18 protein-coding genes are annotated in these 25,618 nt (G+C 30.7%); 15 read left to right on the top strand and 3 right to left on the bottom strand.

All coding sequences use genetic code 11. The features are described 5' to 3' along the window. Window positions 1-4: 4 nt before the first annotated feature. A complete protein-coding gene (locus tag JK634_RS16540) occupies window positions 5-7,552 on the top strand; it encodes a glycoside hydrolase family 3 N-terminal domain-containing protein (RefSeq protein WP_202768834.1) in 7,548 nt (2,515 codons plus the stop codon). A 42-nt stretch (window positions 7,553-7,594) separates the two neighbouring features. Here the strand turns inward: JK634_RS16540 and JK634_RS16535 are convergent, their stop codons facing one another. Further along, a complete protein-coding gene (locus JK634_RS16535; RefSeq protein ID WP_420839049.1) occupies window positions 7,595-8,374 on the bottom strand; it encodes a DeoR/GlpR family DNA-binding transcription regulator in 780 nt (259 codons plus the stop codon). 209 nt (window positions 8,375-8,583) lie between these two features. On the opposite strand from JK634_RS16535, the gene JK634_RS16530 reads away from it, so the two are divergent. The 4 genes from JK634_RS16530 to JK634_RS16515 all read left to right on the top strand — a co-directional run bounded on the left by JK634_RS16530 (window position 8,584) and on the right by JK634_RS16515 (window position 12,976). Then, complete coding sequence (locus tag JK634_RS16530) at window positions 8,584-10,875, top strand: formate C-acetyltransferase (RefSeq protein ID WP_202768833.1); 2,292 nt, start codon at window positions 8,584-8,586, stop codon at window positions 10,873-10,875. Window positions 10,876-10,886: 11 nt separating this feature from the next. Next, window positions 10,887-11,726, top strand: coding sequence for a [formate-C-acetyltransferase]-activating enzyme (locus JK634_RS16525; RefSeq protein ID WP_202768832.1), 840 nt, complete (start codon window positions 10,887-10,889; stop codon window positions 11,724-11,726). A gap of 22 nt (window positions 11,727-11,748) precedes the next feature. Then, window positions 11,749-12,429 (top strand): fructose-6-phosphate aldolase, encoded by a 681-nt coding sequence (locus JK634_RS16520; RefSeq protein WP_202768831.1) that lies wholly within the window; start codon window positions 11,749-11,751, stop codon window positions 12,427-12,429. Between the two features lie 250 nt (window positions 12,430-12,679). Then, window positions 12,680-12,976, top strand: coding sequence for a PTS sugar transporter subunit IIB (locus JK634_RS16515; protein ID WP_202768830.1), 297 nt, complete (start codon window positions 12,680-12,682; stop codon window positions 12,974-12,976). 34 nt (window positions 12,977-13,010) lie between these two features. Here JK634_RS16515 and JK634_RS16510 read toward each other — a convergent pair whose 3' ends face one another. After that, window positions 13,011-13,694 (bottom strand): DUF554 family protein, encoded by a 684-nt coding sequence (locus JK634_RS16510; RefSeq protein WP_202768829.1) that lies wholly within the window; start codon window positions 13,692-13,694, stop codon window positions 13,011-13,013. 154 nt (window positions 13,695-13,848) lie between these two features. On the opposite strand from JK634_RS16510, the gene JK634_RS16505 reads away from it, so the two are divergent. The 6 genes from JK634_RS16505 to JK634_RS16480 all read left to right on the top strand — a co-directional run bounded on the left by JK634_RS16505 (window position 13,849) and on the right by JK634_RS16480 (window position 20,608). Then, the gene (locus tag JK634_RS16505; protein WP_202768828.1) at window positions 13,849-14,382 is read left to right on the top strand and encodes a restriction endonuclease; all 534 of its coding nucleotides are present in this window, start codon (window positions 13,849-13,851) and stop codon (window positions 14,380-14,382) included. A 48-nt stretch (window positions 14,383-14,430) separates the two neighbouring features. After that, a complete protein-coding gene (locus JK634_RS16500) occupies window positions 14,431-14,931 on the top strand; it encodes a restriction endonuclease (RefSeq protein WP_202768827.1) in 501 nt (166 codons plus the stop codon). A gap of 290 nt (window positions 14,932-15,221) precedes the next feature. Then, entirely contained in the window at window positions 15,222-15,785 is a 564-nt protein-coding gene (locus JK634_RS16495; protein ID WP_202768826.1) for a DUF3867 domain-containing protein, read from the top strand. 379 nt (window positions 15,786-16,164) lie between these two features. After that, a complete protein-coding gene (locus JK634_RS16490; protein ID WP_202768825.1) occupies window positions 16,165-17,877 on the top strand; it encodes an ABC transporter ATP-binding protein in 1,713 nt (570 codons plus the stop codon). Window positions 17,878-18,042: 165 nt separating this feature from the next. Next, on the top strand, window positions 18,043-18,408 hold the full coding sequence (locus JK634_RS16485; RefSeq protein WP_202768824.1) for an ArsR/SmtB family transcription factor: 366 nt from the start codon (window positions 18,043-18,045) through the stop codon (window positions 18,406-18,408). A gap of 10 nt (window positions 18,409-18,418) precedes the next feature. Further along, on the top strand, window positions 18,419-20,608 hold the full coding sequence (locus tag JK634_RS16480; protein ID WP_202768823.1) for a heavy metal translocating P-type ATPase: 2,190 nt from the start codon (window positions 18,419-18,421) through the stop codon (window positions 20,606-20,608). Between the two features lie 238 nt (window positions 20,609-20,846). Here the strand turns inward: JK634_RS16480 and JK634_RS16475 are convergent, their stop codons facing one another. Continuing rightward, window positions 20,847-21,359: a ferritin gene (locus JK634_RS16475; protein WP_202768822.1), complete on the bottom strand. Its 513-nt coding sequence runs from the start codon at window positions 21,357-21,359 to the stop codon at window positions 20,847-20,849. Window positions 21,360-21,790: 431 nt separating this feature from the next. On the opposite strand from JK634_RS16475, the gene JK634_RS16470 reads away from it, so the two are divergent. The 4 genes from JK634_RS16470 to JK634_RS16455 all read left to right on the top strand — a co-directional run bounded on the left by JK634_RS16470 (window position 21,791) and on the right by JK634_RS16455 (window position 25,606). Next, on the top strand, window positions 21,791-22,423 hold the full coding sequence (locus JK634_RS16470) for a redox-sensing transcriptional repressor Rex (RefSeq protein ID WP_202768930.1): 633 nt from the start codon (window positions 21,791-21,793) through the stop codon (window positions 22,421-22,423). A gap of 433 nt (window positions 22,424-22,856) precedes the next feature. After that, the gene (locus tag JK634_RS16465; protein WP_202768821.1) at window positions 22,857-23,639 is read left to right on the top strand and encodes a short-chain-enoyl-CoA hydratase; all 783 of its coding nucleotides are present in this window, start codon (window positions 22,857-22,859) and stop codon (window positions 23,637-23,639) included. Between the two features lie 27 nt (window positions 23,640-23,666). Beyond that, complete coding sequence (locus JK634_RS16460; RefSeq protein WP_202768820.1) at window positions 23,667-24,806, top strand: acyl-CoA dehydrogenase; 1,140 nt, start codon at window positions 23,667-23,669, stop codon at window positions 24,804-24,806. Between the two features lie 20 nt (window positions 24,807-24,826). Beyond that, on the top strand, window positions 24,827-25,606 hold the full coding sequence (locus tag JK634_RS16455; protein WP_202768819.1) for an electron transfer flavoprotein subunit beta/FixA family protein: 780 nt from the start codon (window positions 24,827-24,829) through the stop codon (window positions 25,604-25,606). Window positions 25,607-25,618 lie beyond the last annotated feature (12 nt).

Here is a 25,618-nt window from a genome sequence, read left to right as displayed (position 1 = left end):
GAATATGTTAAAGAGATGGTTGTCCAGATTTTTAACTACTACTTTTGCAACAACGATGCTTTTGGGTAATATCGTTCAAGCTCACGCAGCTGAACAAAGTGCTGATATTTATTTAAATCCAAGAGCTTCAGTAGAAGATAGGGTAAATGATCTAATGTCAAAAATGACACTGGATGATAAGATTGGTCAGATGGTGCAAGCTGAAAGAAAAACAGCAACTCCTGCAGATGTAAAAACCTATAAGCTAGGTTCTGTTTTAAGTGGTGGAGGATCATTACCTACACCTAATACAGCTGTGGGTTGGGCTGATATGATTGATGAATATCAAAAGTCAGCAACTTCAACAGAGTTAAAAATACCTATTTTATATGGAGTAGATGCGGTACATGGAGATAACAATGTTTATGGAGCAACTATATTTCCGCACAATATAGGATTAGGTGCTACTGGAGATACAGGATTAGTTAAAAAAGTTGGACAAGCAGTTGCTGAAGAAGTAAGAGCAACAGGTGTAAACTGGGCATTCGCACCAACCCTTGGAATACCTCATAATGAAAGATGGGGAAGAACTTACGAAACCTTTGGGGAAGATTCAGAGCTAGTAGCAAAAATGGGTGAAGCATATATAAAAGGGTTACAAGGAGAAGATCCTAGTAAAACTCTTAAGAGAAATGATAAGGTTATTGCTACAGCAAAACATTACATTGGCGAAGGTCTTACAGAAAACGGAACTAACCAAGGCAATGTTGTCATGAGTGATGAAGATTTCCAAAAAGCATTAAAGAATGAATTACTTGCTCCGTATAAGTCTGCAGTAGATGCAGGAGTAAGATCAGTAATGGTTTCTTATAACAGTGTAAATGGAGTAAAATGTCATGGAAATGCAGATTTAATTACTAAGGTATTAAAACAAGACTTAGGATTTAAAGGAATTGTAATATCTGACTATGAAGGAATTAAACAAATATCAGGAACTGGAATTACAACTCAAAAGGATAAGATAGCTGTTGCTATTAATGCAGGTATAGATATGGCCATGGAACCTAATGATTGGAAAGGTTTCATGACAAGCTTAAAAGAATTAGTAAATGAGGGTAAGGTTCCACAAACAAGAATAGATGATGCAGTAAAGAGAATTTTAACTGTTAAATTTGAAATGGGACTTTTTGAAGATCCATATGCGCAAAGAGACTTATTAAATACAGTAGGTTCTAAAGAAAATAGAGAAGTAGCAAGACAAGCAGTGAGAGAATCATTAGTTTTACTTAAGAATGATAATGATATAGTAGGACAGTTAAAGAATAAGAAAAATATTCTTGTAGCTGGAAAAAGTGCAGATGATATAGGATTACAATCAGGTGGATGGACAATAACTTGGCAAGGTAGTGCAGGTAATATAACCCCTGGTACAACTATATTACAAGGAATTAAAAACACAGTAGGTAGTGATGTTAAAGTCACTTACAATAAGCGTGGAAGAGCTGCTGCAGATAATGATGTGGCTGTAGTTGTTATAGGAGAAACTCCTTATGCAGAAACAGATGGAGACAGAACTCCTGATAAATTAACTTTAGATGCAGATGATTTATTAACACTTAAAAACATAAAAGAAACTAATCCTAATCTACCAGTTGTAGCAGTATTAGTAACAGGAAGACCTATTACTATAGCTGATCAAGTACAAGACTTTGATGGATTAGTTGAAGCATGGCTACCAGGAACTGAAGGACAAGGTGTAGCTGATGTATTATTTGGTGGTTATGATTTCACAGGAAAGCTTACTATGACATGGCCATGGTATGCAGAAGATATAACAACAAAGCATGATGATGGAAAAGCACTATTTAATTATGGATATGGACTTAAGAAAGGAAATGATACACTAACAGATCCATATAAGCTTCCAGCTAAACCTGAAAGACAAGAATCTAATCCAGCAAAAGTAATATCAGGGACTGATACTACAAAGATAGAGGCTGAAGATTATGTTGGTATGAGTGGTTTCACTGCAGAAAATGTTTCAGATGAAGGTGGCGGAAAAGATTTAGGATATACAGATGCTGGAGATTGGACTGATTATTATGTTAATGTTGAAAAAGATGGTCAATATAAAGTTCAATTTAGAGTAGCTAGTCCAGATGGATCAAGTGCAGGGGCACAGTTATATCTTGGATCAAAGCAATTAACTAAAGTTGATGTTACAAAGACTGGTGGATGGCAAAACTGGACAACAGTTGAAGGGACAGCAAACTTAAAAGCTGGAAAGCAAACATTAAGATTTAAAGCTGGAAATAGTGGGTTCAATATTAACTGGCTTAGCTTTACAAGAATAGGTGACATAGTAGATGATGGTGGAAGCGGAAGTGTAGAGCCATATATCCCAACAGGAAATGTAATTCAAAGCAATGCGGTAGACGTTTGGATGAGTTCCTCAGAACAATCAGGAAGTATGAGCTGGTATGATGCACCAAAGGAAATTTCAAATACGCTTACTAAAAAGCCTAGTCTTAACTTAACTGCACCTGATACTGCAGATGTTACAACAATAAATATTGATGATTCAAAAACTTATCAAAAGTTTTTAGGTATGGGAACATCATTAGAAGAATCTTCAATTAATAATATTGCAAAGATGTCTCCAGAAGTAAGACATGAATTTTTGAAGAAACTTGTAGACCCTGTAAATGGAGCTGGAATGAGTTTAATGAGAATAACTATTGGAACAGCAGATTTCACTGGAAGAGATTTTTACACTTACTATGATACTGCACCAGTAGGAAACCCAGATTGGTATAACACCTCAGGTAAGGGATTCTCAATCCAAAAGGATATAGATTATAACATTATTGCCACAGTTAAAGAAGTATTAGAAATAAATCCTAATGTTAAATTCTTTGCTTCTTCTTGGACACCACCAGGATGGATGAAGGAAGCAACTGATAGCAGTAGAAGTTATTCAGATAATGATAAGCTACTAAAAGGTGGAAAACTAAGCGACGATCATATTGATGATTTAGCTATGTATTATACAAGATATTTAGAAGAGTATGCAAAGCAAGGAATTCCACTATATGCTATGACATTGCAAAATGAGCCAGAGCTTGAAATCAACTATCCAAGTTGTAGAATGACAGCAGCTCAAGAACAAAGATTAGCTATAGCATTAAAGAGACATGTAGCAGAAAGCTTTGTGTTAAATTCAAAGAATACAACTACAAATCCTACAGGACAAATAATTAGTCCTAAGGTTTGGGCATTTGATCATAATTTCAGTAGCGGAGTAAGTTTTGCTTCACAAGTATATAATAATGATGCAGGTAAAGCGGCAGTTGATGGTATAGCTTTCCATGATTATGGTGGGGAACCAACAGCTATGACACAAGTTCATAATATGTTTGAAGGTAAGTCAGTTAACTTAACAGAAAGATCTGTTTGGGGAACTAAGGGAGCTGATAGGATTGCTCAATATTTTAGAAATTACGCAGAAAGCTATAATTCATGGGTAACTATGCTAGATAGCAATATTTCACCAGAACAATGGACAGGTACACCTGACCCAACTATGTTTGTGGAGGATGCTAATGATAGAGATAATTATTGGGCTACTCCAGAATATTATATTACTGGACAATTCTCAAAGTTTATTGAATCAGGAGCAGTTAGAATAGATTCTAATTATGGTTCAACAGATACAGTAACTAATGTTGCATTTAAGAATCCAGATGGATCTATAGTTGTTGTTGTAATAAATCAGACAGATAAAACTCAAAACTTTAAGCTTTTAAACAATGGTGTTCAAGTAGGGGGAACAATTCCAGCAGGAAATGTTGCTACTTATAAGTGGAATTCTATTGCTGCAGAAAAGATTAATCAAGCACCAGGAACATTTAGCGCAACAAATTATACAAGTGCTACTGACAATGTAAAAGTAGAAGGGGATCATATAGGATATCTTAACTCTAGCACCTATGTAGATTATTTACTTGATGTAAAAGAAGCAGGTTTGTATAATGTTTCATTCCAAGTTGCAAATCCATATGGTGGAGACAAGAGTATTGCAGTATCCACTACAGATGGAACTGAAAATAAGACTTTATCCACTGTGAAAATAGGTCAAACATCTTGGAGTACTCCAACCGATTGGAATACCTACTCCTGGGCACAAAATTCAATCAAGCTTGATAAAACAGGTCTTCAGAAAATAAGATTAAATATAAATGGAGAATTTAATATAAAAGGTATTAAATTTGAAAAAGTTAAGGAAGTTCAAGATTTACCAGGAAGAATACAAGCTGAAAATGTAATAAATTCATCAGGAGTAATTATTGAAAATGGACATGTTGGATATTTTGATCCAACTGATTTCGTAGAATATAAAGTAAATGTTCAGCAGGAAGGAGAATATACCTTTAAATTAAATATTACATCGTCAAATACTAATCCATCTTTTGATGTTTATTCTAATGGAACAAAGATAGGAGATACAATTACTTTAAATAGTACCGGAGGATGGAATAATTGGCAGACTCAAGCTGTAACCCTAACACTTCCTGCTGGGGAGCAAACAATTAGGTTTGTAGATAAAGTGGGATTTGATATAGACTGGTTTTCAGTAGGTCCAGTAATGAAAGCTACTTCAGATATAATTACTGAAGGAAGTTTAAATGGAAAAGAAATAAATGTAAGTATTGAAGATGGTGAATTTGCAGCGAATCTAGATAAGAATAATTGGACTGTATCTAATCTTCCTGCTGGAGTGACTTATGATGTAGAGAGAATAGATGCAACTCATGCAAAAATAACTCTATCAGGTGAAAGAAATGTTGATTTTGATTTCGACAAAACTGTTACAGTTGCAATGGCAGCTAAAGAATTGGTAGGTGGAGATGCTAAAGATTATAAAATAACTGATGATTTTGTAATAGTTGCAAATAATGATGCAGAAGAATTAACTACTGATTCTAATATAGCAATTAATACAAATGAATTTATAGTAACACTAAATGGTGGTACTTTTGTTCAAGATAAAGTAAATACAATAACTTTATCAGGAGATATAATCACTAATGGAAATGTAAAATTAAGCTCAGTTGAATATATTGATTCAACTCATGTTAAAGTTAAATTAACTGGTTGGAAAACTTATTATGAAGATTTAATTTTAACTGTTAATGTTCCAGCATCTGCATATAGTGATTCTTCAGGCAATACAGTATTAACTAAAGATGTTACATGCGTAAAGAGTGATCTATTACCTACACCAAATGTTATAGGAAATACAGCAGTTACATTAACTGAAGCTAATGCATACAGAACCAAAGGTTCTTTAGCATCAAACGTAGTGTCTGGAAATAGAGTGGATTATTACTTGAATGTAGCTGAAGCAGGAGAATATACATTAACTTATACTGGACAAAATAATTCTTCTATTGCTAATGCTATAAAAGTAAGTAAAGGTAGTGGAATTAATATTGCTGGCAATTTAGTAACTTATAACTTAGGAAATTTCTATAATTCTACAAATAGTTTTAAGGATACTATAACTTTAGAAGCAGGATTACAGACATTAAGATTTGAAGCTGTAAATACAGGGTTCACATTAAACTCTATAAAGATTGAGAAGAAAGCACAACCTCAAGTTATTAGTGGAACTTTAGGAGATAAATCTACAGTTGTAGCAGATAGCTTCTATAAAGCATCTAATGATAAGGGATATGCAATTGAAACTAAGAGCAATATAAAGAATATTGGATGTACTGTAGCAGGCACTTACTTAGATTACTCAGTAAATGTAGCTGAAGCAGGAAAGTATAAAGTAAACTTTAATTATGCAACAACTGTAAGTGGAGCTGTAGCAGTTCTACAAACAGGTTCAGGTAAAGAGTTAGGAAGACTTCCATTAACTTCAACTGGAGATTGGGGTAAGTTTGTTGATACAACAACACCTATATACGTAACTCTAGATAAAGGGGTACAAACTATTAGAGTTTACGTAGATGGTGATGGATATAACTACAGATCACTTACTTTTGAACCAGTAAAGGATAGTGGAGCACCAGAATTAACTGGTAAGGATGGAGCAATTGAAAAAGGTTCAAATGCAGATTTATTAAAAGCATTATCAATTGTAGCTATTGATGATTTAGACGGAGATATAACATCTAAAATTGTAATAGATTCTAGTAAAGTTGATTTTAATAAGGTTGGAGAATATGAAGTTAAAGCTTCAGTTACTGATGACTCAGGGAATAAAACTGAAAAGACATTTAAACTTACAATAAGAGAAGATGGTACAGCACCAGTTATAGAAGGTCATAATGCTATAATAGCTGTAGGTTCTAAATTTGATCCAATAGCTGACTTAGGATTAAAAGTAACTGATAATAAAGATGGGAATATGACTTCAAATGCACAAATTACTCATGTTGTAGATACTTCAACTGATGGTGTATTTAGGGTGAAAGTATCTGCTACAGATAAGGCAGGAAATAGTTCTGAAAGAATATTTGTTGTAAGGGTAATCAGCCAAGGAGTAATAGATACTGCAGATGTTACATTAACAGTAGGTGATTCCTTTGATCCTTTAACTGGAGTTAAGGCATATGATTTAAATGGAGAAGATATTACTTCAAAAATTATAATAGCTTCAAATAATGTAGATACTTCAAAAGCAGGCAGCTATAAGGTAGTATATAAGATAACAGATAGTGAAAATACAGTAATTACAAAAGAAAGAGTAGTAACTGTTAAGGATAAACCAGCTGATCCAGGTAATGGCGAAGGAAATAATCCTGGAAATAATCCAGGAAATAATCCAGGAAACGGTGGCAATCCAACACCAGGAGATAATGGTTCGAATCCAACAACTTCAATTATTACAGATGAAAATGGAAATAAGGTAGTTGTTGTTAATAAGATTAACAATAAAGACGGAAAGAATATAATAGAAGTTCCAAACGGACAAAAAGGTGTATTTTTAGAAATATCAGATATAGATTCAATTAAGAATGGAACAGGAAGTCTAGAAATAAAGAATGATTCAGCAACCATCACATTACCTTTTAGTGCAATTGATAGATCACTTTTAACTACTGGTTCAAAAGTTGTATTAAACTTAACCTTAGAAGAGGGTTCTGATTTAACTAAGCATATTAAGGGTTTAAGTAGAGTATTTAACTTTAATCTATTTGTTGTAAATGGTGATAAGAAAGTACAAATTCATAACTTTGCAAAAGGGGAAGCTGAAGTTTCATTAATCTTAAGTGATTCAGAGGTAAAATCATTAAATATGAATAACATTGGAGTATTCTATTATAATGAATCAACTGGAAAGTTCGAATTAATGAATACTAGAGTAGATGGAAACAAAGTAATATTTAATACAAAACATTTTTCAAAATTCATAGTTGCTGAAATATCACAAACTAGCAATGGAGTACTTCCTAAAACAGGATCAGATATTAACACCAATAACATTATATTCTTAGGAACAATAATGCTACTCGCTGGTGCATTCTTAGTAATAAGAAGGAAAAAGGACTTAGAAGCATAAGAAATAACAATGCAGAAACCAACTAGGTTTCTGCATTTTCTTTTAAATTATATTAATATTAAATTCATCTAAAACTTCTGAAATATCTGTTTCAGGCGCGGAATCAGTTAAAATTCCTTTAATGTCTTTAAATGTTGCAAATTTATAAGGCCCATCATAATAAAATTTGTTGTTTTCCATAACTAAGTAGGTTTCTCTACTTGAATTAATAACAGCTTTTTTAGTATTTCCATCTTCAATGTCAAAGGTTGTAATGTTGTTATCAAGAATATCAACTCCACTGCTTCCAACAAAAGCCTTATCAAATTTATATTTATTAATAAATTCTATAGTTGAAGATCCTGTAAAGCCATCTAAAAATTTATTTAGTACTCCTCCTGTACAAACTACATTTATATTATTTTCTTTTGATAAAGCATCAACAATATCAGTCATATTCGTAACGACAGTTACAGGTTTATTAGAATTTGCCAAAAGCTTGGCCAAAAGTATATTTGTAGTTGAGATATCTAAAAATATAGTCTCCCTATCTTTAATTAAGTTAAATGCTTTTTCTGCTATTTTCTCCTTTGCAAAAGTATTAATCTGCATTCTATCAGGAACCCTATCTATATCAGCAGTTTTTCTTTTCTGGATTGCCCCTCCATAGGTTTTTTTCAAAAAACCTTTACTTTCTAGATTTCTTAAATCTTTTCTAATACAATCCTCAGTAACATTAAACTTACTACTTAAATCCTTTACAGTAACTTTGCCATTAATATTTAACTCATTTAGAATTTCTTGAACTCTTTCCTCTGCAAACATATAAATCACCTTGCCCATTATAATTTAATAAGTATATACATATTATTATAAGTTATAAATTAATAATAAACAATAATAATAATTTAAATAGGGAATAATGTAAACAAAGTCGGAAGTTTCAAAACATTAATATTGACAATAAATATTAAATTAGATACTATAATAATATAAAACAATAATAAATGATAAAGATTAATAATTTGTAATATCGATTAGGAGATGATGAATTGTTAACTTCAAGAATTAAAAAGTTAAAAGAAGACTTATTTGTAGAAAAGAGAAAAATATCATTAGAAAGAGCAACATTATATACTGAAAGTTATAGGGAAACAGAAGGCGAACCATCAATAATAAGAAGAGCAAAGGCTTTAGAAAAAATATTACTAAATTCAAAGATAAAAATTAGTGATGGAGAATTAATTGTTGGAGGAAGAACAATTGAACCTAGAGCGGGTGTAATTTCACCAGAGATGTCTCCTTATTGGATATTAGAAGAATTAGATACATTTTCAACAAGGCCTCAAGATAAATTTGAAATATCAGAAGAAGATAAAGCATATTTTAGTGAATTTCTTTATCCTTACTGGAAAGGAAAGTCATTAAAAGATGATATTGATAAAATACTTCCAGAGCATATTAAAGAGGCAGCTAGAACTAAGATAATTAGCTTAAATCAAACAGACAAAGGACAAGGACACATCATACCACAGTATGATTTGATTTTAAAAAAAGGATTAGATTTTCTAATTGATGAAATAAAAAGTAAAATGCAAGATCACCCAGAAAATAATTTTTATAGGGCATCTTTAATTACTTTAGAAGCGTCAAAAGAGTATATATTAAGATATGCTAAGCTTGCAGAACAATTAGCAGCTGGAGAGAAAAATAATGAAAGAAAATTAGAATTACAAAGAATTGCCAAGGTATGCAACAATATCTCATATAAAGGTGCTGAGAATTTTTATGAAGCAGTTCAATTATTCTGGTTTTTAAATATTGTATTTCAACATGAATCTAATGCAAGCTCAATTTCGCCAGGAAGATTTGATCAATATATGCTTTCATATTTTAATAAATCATTGAAACTCGGAGAAGAAAAGGAATTCCTAAAGGAACTATTAAGGTGCCTATATATAAAATTTAATTCTATAGTTGCTGTTAGAAGTGAAGAGAGCGCAAGATTTTTTGGAGGATTTCCAATAGGATATACAATTGTATTAAGCGGACAGGATGAACAGGGAAAAGATGCTACAAATGAGCTATCCTATATAATGCTAGATATCTTAGGCGAAATCAAATTACCTCAACCTAATATGAGTATAAGGATTAGTGAAAAAAGTCCTAGAGAATTTTTAATAAAGGCTGCGGAAATAATTAGAATAGGAACAGGTATGCCTCAAGTATTTAATGATGAAGTAAATATATTAGCTTATAGTAATAGAGGAGTAGAGTTAAAGGACGCTAGAGATTATGCAGTAGTTGGATGTGTGGAATTATCTATTCCTGGTAAAACCTATGGTCTTCATGATATAGCTTTATTTAATCTACTAAAGGTAATGGAAGTAACATTGAAAGAAAATAATGAGAAGATTACCAGTTTTGAAGAATTAATGGATAAAATAAAAGAGAAGGTTTCAGAATATGTAGAGTATATGGTAAAAGGTTCGAATATAGTTGATTTAGGACATAAAGAATTTGCCCCTACACCTTTCCTTTCTAATTTTGTTCAAGGGACTATTGAAAGTGGAAAAGATATTACTGAAGGTGGAGCCAAATATAATTTCTCTGGGGTACAAGGAATAGGAATTGCAAACTTAAGTGATTCACTATATGTAATTAAAAAGGTAGTATTTGAAGATAAAGAAATTACTCTTCCAGAACTAGTGAAGATTCTTGATGAAAATTATGAGAATAATGAAGTGCTTCGCCAAAGATTTATTAACAAGTTTAGTAAGTATGGAAATGATAATACCGAGGTAGATGAATTAAGTTCTGATATTCTAACCCATTATTGTGATGAGGTTTCAAAATATAAGAACATAAGAGATGGTGTCTTCCAACCAGGATCATATACAGTTTCAGCTCATATTCCATTAGGTGGTGCTGTTGGAGCTACTGCAGATGGAAGAAAAGCTGGTGAACAATTAGCTGATGGAGGGCTTTCACCAATGGTTGGAAGAGATAGATTAGGTCCAACGGCAAGTTTAAAGAGTGTAAGTAAGTTAGATAACTATTTAACTTCAAATGGCAGCCTACTAAATGTTAAGTTTAGTCCTTCAACCTTAGAAGGAAATAGTGGAATAATGAAACTAGTTGGATATATGCAAGCATTTATGAGACTAAAAATACAACATATTCAATTTAATGTAGTTTCAGTTGATACACTTAAAGATGCTCAAAAGCATCCTGAAAAATATCAAAATCTTGTAGTTAGAGTTGCAGGGTATAGTGCAATTTTCGTTGAGTTAGATAAGGCAATACAAGATGATATTATTAATAGAACAGAACATCAATTATAGGAAGTGATTAATTGAAGAAGGGTTATGTATTTAACATTCAAAAATATTGTCTTCATGATGGAGAAGGTATAAGAACAGTTGTCTTTTTCAAAGGTTGTCCTTTATCTTGTCCATGGTGCTCAAACCCTGAATCTCAAAGCTTTAATAGAGAAATAATAAGAAAAAATAGTTTGTGCATAAAGTGTAGCGCTGCGGATTGCTATAAGTGTTCTAAAAATCCTGAAAGTTGTCCTACAGGAGCACTTGAATATGTAGGTCAAGAGTACACAATTGAAGAATTACTTGAAATAATAAAAGAAGATATGGTGTTTTATGACTCAACAGAAGGAGGAGTAACTCTTTCAGGAGGAGAAGTACTTTCTCAAGGAGAATTTGCCTGTGCATTACTTAAAAGGGTAAAAGAATTAGGAATAAATACTGCAATAGAGACGTCAGGGTACGGAAACTTTGAGACACTAAGGGCTTTAGCAGAATATACAGATACAATTCTATTCGACCTAAAGATAATGGATAATGAAAAAGCACAAAAAATAATAAAAGCAAATAGTGAAGTAATAAAAAATAACTTAAGAGGACTAGTAAGTCTAGGACATAAAGTAATCCCAAGGATTCCACTTATTCCAGGATATACAATGGAAGAAGATAATATCGAAGAAATTAAGGAATTTGTAATTTCTATTGGAATTAAAGAGGTCCATCTGCTACCACTTCATCAATATGGTAGTTCGAAATATAGAGGTATAAATAAAAAATATGAGCTTAAAGATATCAATCCGCCAAAGTCAGAAGAAATAGATGAGGTGAGAAGTATATTTGAGAGTTCAGGAATAAAAGTAGTCATTGGTGGATAAAAAAATTTTGGAGGATGAGAATATGATTTATATGTTAGACACTGCAGATGTTAATAAAATTAGAAGGGCTTATGATTTATATCCAATTAGCGGAGTAACAACTAACCCAACTATAATATCAAAAGAAAAATCAGAATTTATAAAGATACTAAAAGATATTAGAGAAGTAATTGGAGCAGATACTATGCTTCATGTTCAAGCATTAGGAATAAAAGCTGAGGATATTATAAAGGAAGCAGAATATTTAAACAAAACAATAGGTGGAAATTTATATATCAAAATTCCAGTAATTCCAGAAGGAATAAAAGCAATGAAATTACTTAAGCAAAGAGGAGTAAAAATTACAGCAACTGCAATCTTTACAGCAGATCAAGCTTTGATGGCAGCTATGGCAGGTGCAGACTATGTAGCACCATATGTAAATAGAATAGATAATATAAGTGGTGATGGCGTAGGAGTTGTAGCAGAAATTAGAGAATTGTTTGATATTTATGGACTAGATGCTAAAATTCTTGCTGCTTCCTTCAAAAATGTTCAACAAGTTCACAATGTTGCACTTGCAGGTGGACACTCAGTAACTGTTAATCCAGAAATTATGGATGCACTATTATCTCATCCATTAACAGATTGGAGCATTGATCAATTTATAAATGATTGGGGAACTGTTTACGGAAAAGATAAATTATCTTCAGATGTAAAATAAAAAATTAATTATAAATCCCTCGTTAAATATATTTAATGGGGGATTTGTTTTTCTACTTAGAAAAGTACATATAAAACAGAAAAATAACAAAAAGTTAGTGTAATGTAGTGATTTTGGCGAAAAAAATACAATAAAGATGTTTGTAAATCTTTTCTGTCATGGTAAAATAGTAAGTGTGAACGGGTAAATTCACAACTAAAATGAGTATATAAGTTAGTATTAATATACTTAGTAGAGAGGATGGGTAAAAATGAAAAAAGTATTAGTATTGTGCAAAGAAACAGGTCAATCAAAAGCTTTCAAAAAGGATGCAGAAAAATATAGAGTGGATAATGCCTTACCTTTTGAATGGGTTTTTGCTGATGACAAAGAATATGTTAATGTTTTAGAAGGTATTGATATAGTTCTTATATCTCCTGAAATGATACTAGTTCAAGCTAAAATAAAGGCTGATCTAGATAGTAAGGGTATTAAATATGTAGAACTTAAACCGGCTGATTTTGGATTAAGAAGATTAGATAAAATAGTTCCATTAATAGAACTATAAAATAAAAAGTGGACAAATTGTCCACTTTTTTTATTTATGTTAAATGTGACCCATAAATAATAGGTACAATAATTCCAGGAAGCATATTAGCAACTTTTATTTTAGTTATTCCTAGCATGTTTAAACCTAGGCCTAAAATTAATAAACTACCTACTGCACTCATTTCTGTTATTATACTAGTTGTTAATATTCCTTGAAGTAAACTAGATCCAAGTACTATGATACCTTGATATATTAAAACACAAAAGGCAGATAGAAGAACTCCAATGCCCAAAGTAGATGATAATATTATTGAGGTAATACCATCTAATATAGATTTAGTAAATAGAATATCGTGTTTATGTGATAACCCACCTTCTAATGCCCCAACAATAGCCATGGCTCCAACACAAAATAATAAACTTGCAGTAACAAAGCCTTGAGAGATAGAAACCCCTTCAGAAGATTTTTTGCTTTTGCTTTCAATAAAATTACCTAAAGCAATTAGCTTTCCATCAATATTAACAAGTTCCCCAATTAAAGAACCAATTACTATGGATACAACAATTAATAGCATTTGTTCGCTCTTTATGGCACCAGAAACACCTATGTAAATAATACACAAAGCTATACCATTCATGATAGTATCCATAAATCTTTTAGGTAGTCCACCTTTAATAAATAATCCTAATGAACCTCCAATTAATATGGCAATGAAATTAACAATTGTGCCTAACACTTAAGTAGCCCCCTTTTTATAATATCAGTACCATTATAGCATTTAATTTATAAGATACAAAAAATGAATTATAAAGTTAATTAGCTAAGATATGTGAATAAATAAGTTTAATAAGTTTAATAATTATATATAAAGGAAAATAGTGGAGGTAAAAATGGGAAAAATAATTTTATTAATTGCAATCATTTTTATATTAAGAATTTTAGACAAAAAATTAAGACAATTTAAAATAGAAAGAGAAGAATATTATAGAAGAGAAGATTTCTTTTGGGGATTTCCCGCGATAAAAGATTTAATGATATGCAAGAAAGAGGACTTCTTTGAGAGTTGTGAAGAATTATTAACAATCTATGGATATAATATATACTCAATTGAAGAAAAGAACAAGAAAGACATGAAGGTTCTGAAGTATGAGAAAAATAATCTAAAAGGCATAGCTACATTTGTATACTACAAGTATGATGAAGAGATTTTAGATGAGACAGTTTTACAAGAAGTTAGGTTAGAAGATATACAAGAAGTTTTAGGAATAATGATAAGTAAAAATATTAATAGAGCAACTGTAATAACTCAAGGGAAGTTCTCGAAAAGTGTAGTTGAGTACATAGAAGAATTGCCTAGTAGCATAAATGTTGATTTGATTGATGGATATGATTTTTGTGAGAGAAGAAGAGCGGTATGGGGTTAAAGAACTGTTTAAATATATATAGTAATAAATAGTTTAAAAGGAGAGAATATGATTAGTAATTTTTTATCTTTAGTATATGGATTTTTGCTTATTATAGTAACAATAAAGTTTTTGATTTTTATGGATAATATATTATCACTAATTAAATATATAAGAGGTAAAGAGGAGAGGTTATGTAGACTGAAAAATAAGATTCTTACATTAAAAGATATAGAAAGATTATCTGATTATGAATATACTAGATATTGTTTAAGTTATTTGCAAAAAACAAACTATAATAATATGCAATTTAAGGAAAAAGAAAATAAATTAATAATTGGAAAGGATAAAGAGAAAAACGTTCTCGTATATTGTAATAAAAGTGCCGTAGGCAGGGATGAATTCTTAAGCTTTCTTGGAATTCTAGTAAAGAGCAGTGTTTACACTGGTGTAATTGTAAGTCCAAAGGATGTAAATGATGATATTTATAAACTACTTAAAGAAACCAAGAAAAGAGTGAGTGTTGATTTTATTAATACTGAAAAATTATTAAACATAAGTTTTTCATAATAGAGATTTTACTCTTAAGAATTTATAATATTTTAAGGTTGAGGTCAGGCAGGAATTAATTATTAGTTGAACTTAATACTCTATAATAATTAAATATAGTTTAAGATATACTTATATCATACCAATAAGACTTTCTTTACAAAAATTAATAGACTATAATATATATAGGGTTTTTTATAGGAAACTTAACTTATAGTTGTTTGAAAATGTCGGTTTCTGGACATTTTCAGGCATGAATAAGTTAATAGTTGAACTTAAAACCCTATAAATGAACATGGGAGGAAAAGCTTATGGATGATAGAATAATAGATTTTAATGAATTAAAAAATAAGGCTAGGGATAAAGATGTAGATAAATTTGAGTCGTATATTTATGAATTATACTATTCATTATCACAAGGTCAGTTATCCATGGCAGAAATGATGACTAAAATAAATAAATATATGCAAGAGAATAATATTTCCCAAGAAAAGTTTATGAATATACAAAAAGAAATGATGAAAAGATATGGCGTGGATATGAATAATATAGAAGGCCAAATTAAAAATATGGGGATAGATTTAAATGCATATGGGTTAGGTACTAATTATGAGGAATTAAGAAAAACTATAGGATTCCAAGAGAAGTATAAAGGAAGATTAAATGTTAGTAATATAACCAAATATTCAATAGATAATGCAAAGAATAAAATACAAATTATATTAGATAAAGAAAACGTAATGATTTTAAGTAGTGGAAAAATAGACTTAACAGATAATGAGTTAAATGAATTTTTAGTTTCTTATAAAAAAGTAATAGATGACAAACAGCTAAATATAGATTTATGTGAAAATGTAAGCGAATATAAGTATTAATGATACAAGGAAGTATATAGGGTTTTTTATAGGAAACTTAATTTATTCTTACATAAATAAGTTATTAGTTGAACTTAAAACCCTATAATATCTATTCCACTGGAATATTAAAAGTAGAAGATGTATAATGTATTAATATGAAAACTCATTTTTGTGAGTTTTCTATTTTTTATTCTTTAAGAGTTTATAATATTTTAAGGTTTTGGATAACATTATAAGTTTGAATTATAATCTAAGGATTTACTAGACTCCCTTAAAGAATAAAAAAAGAATTAGTCGCCTGCCAATTTTTTCTCACATGAGCTTGGAAAGGCAGATGCGAGGAAAAAATCGACGGCTCATAATCGCCTTGACGATTTTTTAATAAAGGAGGGATAGAATGATTAGAGATTTTATAAAGTATTATAAACCCCATAAAAAACTTTTTATAATGGACTTATTCTGCGCATTTTTAGCAGCGATTTGTGATTTGTTTTACCCAATGATCACAAGAGGGATTATTAATGATTATGTTCCAAATAAAAATTTAAGGCTTTTAGTAACCTGGAGCATTACTTTATTATTCATTTATATACTTAAGTTAGGACTTAATTATTTTGTTGAATATTGGGGGCACGTAGTTGGAGTAAGAATGCAGGGTGATATGAGAAGAGATATCTTTAAACATCTTCAGAAACTGCCATTTAAATACTTTGATGACAATAAAACAGGTGTAATTATGTCTAGAATAATTAATGACCTAATGGACATATCAGAACTTGCACATCATGGCCCAGAAGATCTATTTTTATCAATAATAATGTTAATAGGATCATTTATTATTTTGTGTACTATAAACGTTAAGCTAACATTAATTACTTTTGCATTTATACCATTTTTATTGATATTTGCTATTAAGAAAAGAATGAAGATGGCAAATGCATTTAAAGAGACTAGAGTAAAGATTGGTGAAGTTAATGCCTCTTTAGAAAATTCAGTTTCAGGAATTAGAGTTTCTAGAGCTTTTACTAATAGAACTTATGAAATTGAGAAATTTGAAGAGGGCAATAATGCATTTAAAAGTGCGAGAGAATTTGCATATAAAGCAATGGCAGAATTCTTTTCTGGAATGAATTTTATAGTTGACTTTCTTAACTTAACAGTTCTATCCCTTGGTGGATTCTTTACTTTCAAAGGATATATTTCAGTAGGTGATTATGTTGCATATTTACTTTATATAAAAATGTTTATGGATCCAATTAAGAGGTTAATTAATTTTGTTGAGCAATTACAATCTGGAATGACTGGTTTTGAGAGATTTAAAGAAATAATGGAGGTTTCAGAAGAAGAGGACTTAAATAATGCCATAGAAATTAAAGACGTAAAAGGACAGATAACATTTGACAATGTAAGTTTTAAATATGATGATGAAGAAACTCATGTTTTAAAAGAATTATCACTTAATATTAATCAGGGACAAACTGTTGCTTTAGTAGGGCCATCAGGTGGAGGAAAAACAACCCTATGTCACTTGGTTCCTAGATTTTATGAAGTTGACGAGGGAGATATATTTATTGACAATATTAATATAAAAAATATTAATAGAGACTCCTTAAGAAAGAATATTGGTTTAGTTCAGCAAGATGTATTTTTATTCACTGGAACCATATATGAAAATATTCTATACGGAAATCCTGATGCAAGTGAAGAAGAAGTAATTGAAGCAGCTAAAAGAGCAAATATACATGATTTTATAATGAGCTTGCCAGATGGATATAATACATATATTGGAGAAAAGGGATTAAAATTATCTGGTGGCCAAAAACAAAGGATGTCAATAGCAAGAGTGTTCTTAAAAAATCCAAAGATATTAATTTTGGATGAGGCAACTTCTGCACTTGATAATACAACGGAGCTTATAATACAAAAATCTTTAGAAGAGTTGGCAAAAGGTAGGACAACACTTATTGTTGCCCATAGATTGTCAACTATAAAAAATGCAGATGAAATTGTTGTATTAACTGCTGAAGGCATAGCAGAAAAGGGAAATCATCAAGAACTTTTATCTAAGAATGGAATATATACATCCTTATATAGTGCATCACTAAAATAAAAAAGTGTATTTAATTAATTTAAAACTAGGTAAAGGAAATTAAAAAATTCTTTTATCTAGCTTTTATTTTTTTATTTATATAAGAGATATTGACAATTTATATGAGAAATGAATATAATATAAGAAAACGTATGAACAATTATTCATATATTCAGAGGTGTAATTATGAAGGATTTAAATAAAATTGAAAGCTGTAACTGTACTATTATTCATGATGATATAGTAAATAAGGTGAAAGAAACGATTCCTGAAGAGGAGACTCTCTATGATTTAGCTGAATTATTTAAGGTTTTTGGAGATTCTACAAGAATAAAGATTTTATGTGTTTTATTTGAAAGTGAGATGTGCGTGTGTGATATGGCAGCACTTCTAGGAATGACACAATCAGCTATATCACATCAATTAAGAGTGTTAAAATCAGCTAGATTAGTTAAGTTTAGAAAGGAAGGAAAAGTTGTTTATTATTCACTAGATGATGAACATGTTAAAGGTATATTTAATCAAGGTCTAAGCCATATAACAGAAAGGTAGGGGAAATAATATGAAAGAGATAAAGTTATTATTAGAAGGATTAGATTGCGCTAATTGTGCTGCAAAAATAGAAAGTAGAGTTAATGCATTAGAAGAAGTAGAAGAAGCATCATTAAACTTTTCATCTAATACCTTAGCTATATCCCCAAAGGAAGCAACCAATTTAGATTTGATTAAAAATAAGGTTGAAGAAATTGTTATAAAATTAGAACCACATGTTAAAGTAAAAGAGGTTTTATCATCAGAAAGAGCAGTGAGAAGTAATATTCAAATTAGCAAAACTGAAGATAGACTCAACGATGAACATCATGATCATTCTCACGAACACAACCATGATCATTCACATGAAGGATTTGAATCTAAGGAATTAGTAAAGTTAGTTATTGGAGTAATTTTTTATGGAATAGGATTCTTTTTTAAAGACATACCTTATGTTGAAATAGCTGCATTTGGTATCAGTTATGTAATTGTAGGTGGAGAAGTTTTATTAACCGCATTGAAAAATATTAAAAATGGTGAAGTATTTGATGAAAACTTCCTTATGACCATAGCCACAATAGGTGCATTTGCAATAGGGGAATATCCAGAAGGTGCTGCAGTTATGATTTTCTATGGAATAGGAGAAATGTTCCAAGGATATGCAGTAAATAAATCAAGAAAATCTATTGGTCAATTAATGGATATAAGGCCTGATTATGCAAATAAGATAGTAAATGAAAGAGAAATTAAAGTTTCACCAGAAGAAATAGCGATTGGTGATATTATAATAGTTAAGCCAGGCGAAAAAGTACCTTTAGACGGAAAGATAATAAGTGGAGAAGCTATGCTTGATACTTCTGCATTAACAGGTGAATCACTTCCACGCAAGGTAAGTGCAGGGAATGAAGTTCTTTCAGGATCAATAAATAAAAATTCACCAATTAGAATTGAAGTTACAAAAACTTTTGGAGAATCAACTGTATCTAAGATATTAGAGTTGGTTGAAAATGCTGGAAATAAAAAAGCTAAAACTGAAAAGTTTATTACTAAGTTTGCAAGATACTATACACCAGCTGTAGTTTTTTCAGCTTTAGCACTAGCAGTAATTCCTCCAGTTATAGGATTAGGTTCATTTAGTCAGTGGATATATAGAGCACTAATATTCCTTGTTGTTTCTTGTCCTTGTGCACTAGTTATATCAATACCTCTTGCTTTCTTTGGAGGAATAGGGGCAGCTTCTAAACATGGTATATTAATAAAAGGTGGAAACTATTTAGAAGCATTAAAATCAGTAGATACGGTTATCTTTGATAAAACAGGAACATTAACCAAAGGGGTATTTAGTGTTACTAAAATTTATTCAACAAATGAATACACAGATGAAGAAATATTGGAATGTGCTGCTTATGCAGAAAGCTATTCAAATCATCCAATAGCAGAATCTATTAAAAAGTCATTTAACGGATCTATAGATAATTCATTGATTTTAGATTATAAGGAGATAGCTGGAAAGGGCATAAGCGTCACAGTAAAAGGGAAAAGAATTCTTGCTGGAAATGGAAAATTAATGGTTGAAAATAACATCCAGGTTGATGATATTAAACATGAAGGAACATTAGTATATATTGCTCTAGAAGGAGAATATATAGGTGCCATTGTAATATCAGATGAAGTTAAAAAGGATTCTGATCAAGCAATTAAAATGTTAAAATCATTAGGAATAAAAGAGACAGTTATGCTTACAGGAGATAATAAAGCTACTGCGGAAGCTGTTAATGAAGAATTAAATCTGGATAAGATATATTCTGAACTTCTTCCACAAGATAAAGTTGAAAAGGTTGAAGAAATATTAAGTGCTAAGAATGATGGCACTAAAGTAATATTTGTCGGGGATGGAATAAATGATGCACCTGTACTTGCAAGGGCTGATATAGGAATAGCAATGGGAGGCGTAGGCTCAGATGCAGCAATTGAAGCAGCTGACATTGTTATTATGACAGATGAGCCATCTAAAATAGCTAAAGCTATAAGTATTTCTAAAACAACATCACTAATAGTTAAACAAAATATTATCTTCGCATTAGGCGTTAAAGCATTAGTTTTAATATTAGCAGTAATAGGACTAGGTACAATGTGGGAAGGTGTTTTTGCAGATGTAGGAGTTGCTCTTTTAGCTGTATTAAATTCTATGAGGATATTAAGAAAAAATAAAGTATCATAATACGATATATATTGACAAAAATCGATATTTTAAATATAATCTATTTCGATAGTAAACTTTCAGGCAAAAGGGAATAGCTACAGGCATAAGCCTGGTACAAAATTTTTAGTGAATTTTGTATTATAAGGACTTGTATAGGGCTGAATTTCAGTATATATAAGTCCTATTTTTTTATACATTAATATAAAAAAAGAAACTCAAAAAAATATGAGTTTCTTTATAATTATCATTATTTGATTTAATTAGTAGCAGTTGGTGGAGTATATACTCTTTTTGCAAGTTCATCATCTAATAGATATAGTGCAGCTGGATTATCTTTAGCTCTTTTTAGTTTTTTCAAAAGGGTATCGAAAGTATTTTCTTCCTCAACTTGCTCATCAATAAACCATTTTAATAGGCTTAAAGTAGCATGTTCTCTTTCTTCTGTAGCTATATCTGCTAGGTTATATATCTTCTTTGTTACTATTTGTTCATGTTCAAAGGCAGTTTCAAAAACATGAGATACACTTTCAAATTTTATGGTTGGCTGATCAATTTTTTCTAATATTATTTCGCCATTTTTTTGTTGTATGTAATCAAAAAATTTCATGGCATGAAAAAGTTCTTCTTGAGCTTGAACTCGAAAGAAGTTTGAGAAACCTGGTAAATCGATAGATTCACAATAGGCAGCCATAGAAAGATATGAATAAGATGAGTAAAATTCATAATTAACTTGATGATTTAATGCATCTAAAAGTTTAGCACTAAACATAATTACACCTCCAAATATCTTTTTACATATTATACCTCTTTATGATAGGTATATCAACAGAATATATGGCGAAAAAACTTATAAATAGTAGTAAATTAAGTTTATTAAATATTTTATTCTCAACAAGAAGTGTTATATAATAATATCGTAGCAAAAATTATTGCCATAAAAACCCATTGGGTATCTAATTTAATGGGTTTTATATTCCTATTAACATATAGAAAAAAAGTGAATTTTATGTTAAAATATTTAAGTTAGGTTGATTTTTATAATTTACATATTTTAAGCTATACTACTTCGATACATAAATTTAATTAAAAGCTTAGTTATTCTAAGTTTTTACACAGTAAAATATAAATTTAATTATGAAGATTGGTATATCAAATTTGTATTTAACTTTCAATATAGAGATTAATGAAAGAGGTGCAGACATGGAGAAAAAGAAAAATATATCAATGGCAGTTATAAAAAGACTTCCTAAATACCATAGATATTTAGGAGAACTTTTAAAGAATGATGTAGATAGAATAAGTTCAAAAGAACTAAGTGAGAAAATAGGATTTACTGCTTCACAAATAAGACAGGACCTAAACTGCTTTGGAGACTTTGGACAGCAAGGCTATGGCTACAATGTAAGAGAACTTCATTCACAAATAAGTTCTATATTAGGATTGAATAAAAAATATAATACTATAATAGTTGGTGCAGGTAATATTGGTCAGGCAATAGCCAATTATAGATTTGATAAAGCTGGATTTAATCTAGTTGGGATTTTTGATGCTAATCCTAAGCTTATTGGAATAAGAATAAGAGATATTGAGATTCAAGATATTGATGACTTACAAAGTTTCTTGAAAAATAATCACATTGACATAGGAGTTATTTGTGTTCCAAAATTAAATGCTCAAAAGGTTTGTGATGAATTAGTTCAAGGTGGAGTAAAAGGGATTTGGAACTTTGCTCCAGTGGATTTAAATGTACCTGAAGGTATGACTGTAGAAAATGTTCATTTAAGTGAAAGTGTTATGACTTTAGTTTATTTATTAAACCAAAAAGAAGAATAGTATATTAGAGTAATTCTAATACATAGGGACGTTTTGTTTGTAAGTGCAAGCAAAACGTCCCTATGTTTTTATTATTTGTAAATAGATTCCTAAATTTGAATCTTATCTTTTTGAAACGGATAATTTAGAATGTTTGATAAAAATAGGATTAATCCTTGATATACAAGAGAGTAATGATATATAGATTAAAGTTTCACAATATATTATTAAATTATAGTGAAATATACCATAAAAATATTGCAAAGAATTTAACAATCTATTATAATCGTAAGTGGAGTTACAAACTTCACTTATTTTTTTGACTGTAATTGTTATATTATTAACAAAGATTTAAAAAATATTCATGAAATTACAAAGAAAATTAATTAGATTTTAAAAAATATGTCAAAAAAAGAGTTAAACTTGTAGGTTGATTTTAAGGAGGATTGCCACCATGGAATTAAAAAATGTCACTCTTGAAAAAAAAGAGAAGGTTGCTATTGTAACAATTAACAGACCTAAAGCTTTAAATGCATTAAATTCAGAAACATTAAAGGATTTAGACACTGTTATAGCAGAATTAGAAAAAGACAAAGACCTATACGCAGTAATATTAACTGGAGCAGGAGACAAATCATTTGTAGCTGGTGCTGACATAGCTGAAATGAAGGATTTAACAGAAGAACAAGGAAAAGAATTCGGTATTTTAGGAAACAATGTTTTCAGAAGATTAGAGAATTTGGATAAGCCAGTAATAGCTGCTATATCAGGATTTGCCTTAGGTGGCGGATGTGAATTAGCTATGGCATGTGATATAAGAATTGCATCGGAAAAAGCTAAATTTGCTCAACCAGAAGTTGGTTTAGGAATCACTCCAGGCTTTGGAGGTACTCAAAGATTACCTAGAATAGTTGGACTTGGAAAAGCTAAAGAATTAATATATACAGGAGACATTATTAAGGCTGATGAAGCTTTAAGAATAGGTCTAGTAAATAAAGTAGTTCCACTAGAAAATCTAATGGAAGAAGCTTTAACACTTGCTAATAAAATAGCTGAAAATGCTCCTATAGCTGTTAAGCTATGTAAGGATGCTATAAATAGAGGAACACAAGTTGACATGGATCAAGCAATATTAGTTGAAGCAGAAGACTTTGGAAAATGTTTCTCAACTGAAGACCAAAAAGAAGGAATGGGCGCTTTCATTGAAAGAAGAGCTAAGAACTTCCAAAATAAATAATTAGGGGATTAATAAGGAGGTAAAATAATGGATTTTGCATTAACAAAGGAACAAGAACTAGTAAGACAAATGGTAAGAGAATTTGCTTTAAACGAAGTAAAGCCTATAGCAGGGGAAATTGATGAAACTGAAGAATTTCCAATGGACAATGTAAAGAAAATGGCTAAATTAGGAATGTTAGGTATTCCTTTTAAGAAAGAATACGGCGGAGCTGGTGGAGATACTGTATCTTACATCATGACTGTTGAAGAATTATCAAAAGTATGCGGAACTCATGGAGTTATAGTTTCAGCTCACACATCTTTATGTGCATCAGTAGTTGATCAATTTGGTACTCCAGCTCAAAAAGAAAAATATCTTCCAGCATTAGCTAAAGGTGAAAAGATAGGTGCATTTGGTTTAACTGAACCAGGAGCAGGAACAGATGCAGCAGGACAACAAACTGTAGCTGTATTAGATGGAGATAACTATATATTAAATGGTTCTAAAATATTCATAACAAATGGTGGAGTTGCTGAGACTTTCATAATATTTGCTATGACTGATAGAAGTAAAGGAACTAAAGGAATATCAGCTTTCATAGTTGAAAAAGACTTCCCAGGTTTCTCAATTGGAAAACTTGAAAACAAAATGGGTATTAGAGCATCTTCAACTACAGAATTAATTATGGAAAACTGTATAGTTCCAAAAGAAAACTTATTAGGAGCTGAAGGTAAAGGCTTTGGTATAGCAATGAAAACTCTTGATGGAGGAAGAATTGGTATAGCTGCACAAGCTTTAGGATTAGCTCAAGGAGCTTTAGATGAAGCAATAGCTTACATGAAAGAAAGAAAACAATTCGGAAGACCAATAGCTGCATTCCAAGGTTTACAATGGTATATAGCTGAAATGGATGTTAAAGTACAAGCAGCTAGACAATTAGTTTATAAAGCTGCATGGACTAAAGATCAAGGACTTCCATACACTTTAGAAGCTGCAAGAGCAAAATTATTTGCTGCTGATGTAGCTATGGAAGTTACTACTAAAGCTGTACAAATCTTTGGTGGATACGGATATACTAAAGAATATCCAGTAGAAAGACTAATGAGAGACGCTAAGATAACTGAAATTTATGAAGGTACTTCAGAAGTTCAAAAAATGGTTATCTCAGGAAGTCTTTTAAAGTAATTTAGGGAGGGCTAATTAATATGAAAATAGTAGTTTGTTTAAAGCAAGTTCCAGATACAACAGCTGTAAGAATAGATCCAAAGACAGGAACACTTATAAGAGATGGAGTTCCTTCAATCATAAATCCAGAGGATAAACATGCATTAGAAGAAGCATTAGTATTAAAAGAAAACTTAGGAGCAACAGTTACTATAGTAAGTATGGGACCTCCACAAGCTAAAGATGCTTTAAGAGAAGCTTTAAGTATGGGAGCTGATGAAGCTATACTTATAACTGATAGAGCATTTGCAGGTTCTGATACACTAGCTACTTCAAAAGCATTAGCAGGAGCAATAAAGAAATTAGAATATGATATAATATTTGCTGGAAGACAAGCAATCGATGGAGATACTGCTCAAGTAGGACCAGAAATTGCTGAACACTTAAATATTCCTCAAATAACATATGTTCAAGATGTTAAAGTTGAAGGAGATAAACTAGTAATAAACAGAGCATTAGAAGATGGATACGAACTAGTTGAAGTTAAAGCTCCAGTTTTATTAACTGCAATAAAAGAATTAAATAACCCAAGATATATGAACGTTAGAAACATCTTTGATACAAAGGATGCAGAAATAAAAGTTTGGTCAGCTGACGATATAGATGTAGATAAAGCTGAGCTTGGTTTAAAAGGATCTCCAACCAAGGTTAAGAAGTCTATGACAAAAGAAACTAAGGGAGCTGGAGAAGTAGTTGATAAGCCAGCAAAAGAAGCAGCAAGTTACGTAATATCTAAGTTAAAAGAAAAACACTACATCTAATATTAGGAGGTA

Origin of the sequence: Clostridium paridis, assembly GCF_016765615.1 — a bacterium.
GTDB classification, from domain to species: domain Bacteria; phylum Bacillota; class Clostridia; order Clostridiales; family Clostridiaceae; genus Clostridium_T; species Clostridium_T paridis.
The sequence above is the reverse complement of the archived record's forward strand: the minus strand, read 5'-3'. Positions and strand labels throughout refer to the sequence as shown.

What these genes read in the sequence shown, in the direction of transcription:
- JK634_RS16460 (WP_202768820.1), top strand. Translation starts at nt 23,667, where the DNA reads ATGGATTTTGCATTAACAAAGGAACAAGAACTAGTAAGACAAATGGTA.
- JK634_RS16500 (WP_202768827.1), top strand. Translation starts at nt 14,431, where the DNA reads ATGATTAGTAATTTTTTATCTTTAGTATATGGATTTTTGCTTATTATA.
- JK634_RS16475 (WP_202768822.1), bottom strand. Translation starts at nt 21,359, where the DNA reads ATGTTTAGTGCTAAACTTTTAGATGCATTAAATCATCAAGTTAATTAT.
- JK634_RS16495 (WP_202768826.1), top strand. Translation starts at nt 15,222, where the DNA reads ATGGATGATAGAATAATAGATTTTAATGAATTAAAAAATAAGGCTAGG.
- JK634_RS16540 (WP_202768834.1), top strand. Translation starts at nt 5, where the DNA reads ATGTTAAAGAGATGGTTGTCCAGATTTTTAACTACTACTTTTGCAACA.
- JK634_RS16485 (WP_202768824.1), top strand. Translation starts at nt 18,043, where the DNA reads ATGAAGGATTTAAATAAAATTGAAAGCTGTAACTGTACTATTATTCAT.
- JK634_RS16505 (WP_202768828.1), top strand. Translation starts at nt 13,849, where the DNA reads ATGGGAAAAATAATTTTATTAATTGCAATCATTTTTATATTAAGAATT.
- JK634_RS16535 (WP_420839049.1), bottom strand. Translation starts at nt 8,374, where the DNA reads ATGGGCAAGGTGATTTATATGTTTGCAGAGGAAAGAGTTCAAGAAATT.
- JK634_RS16490 (WP_202768825.1), top strand. Translation starts at nt 16,165, where the DNA reads ATGATTAGAGATTTTATAAAGTATTATAAACCCCATAAAAAACTTTTT.
- JK634_RS16465 (WP_202768821.1), top strand. Translation starts at nt 22,857, where the DNA reads ATGGAATTAAAAAATGTCACTCTTGAAAAAAAAGAGAAGGTTGCTATT.
- JK634_RS16470 (WP_202768930.1), top strand. Translation starts at nt 21,791, where the DNA reads ATGGAGAAAAAGAAAAATATATCAATGGCAGTTATAAAAAGACTTCCT.
- JK634_RS16515 (WP_202768830.1), top strand. Translation starts at nt 12,680, where the DNA reads ATGAAAAAAGTATTAGTATTGTGCAAAGAAACAGGTCAATCAAAAGCT.
- JK634_RS16520 (WP_202768831.1), top strand. Translation starts at nt 11,749, where the DNA reads ATGATTTATATGTTAGACACTGCAGATGTTAATAAAATTAGAAGGGCT.
- JK634_RS16480 (WP_202768823.1), top strand. Translation starts at nt 18,419, where the DNA reads ATGAAAGAGATAAAGTTATTATTAGAAGGATTAGATTGCGCTAATTGT.
- JK634_RS16455 (WP_202768819.1), top strand. Translation starts at nt 24,827, where the DNA reads ATGAAAATAGTAGTTTGTTTAAAGCAAGTTCCAGATACAACAGCTGTA.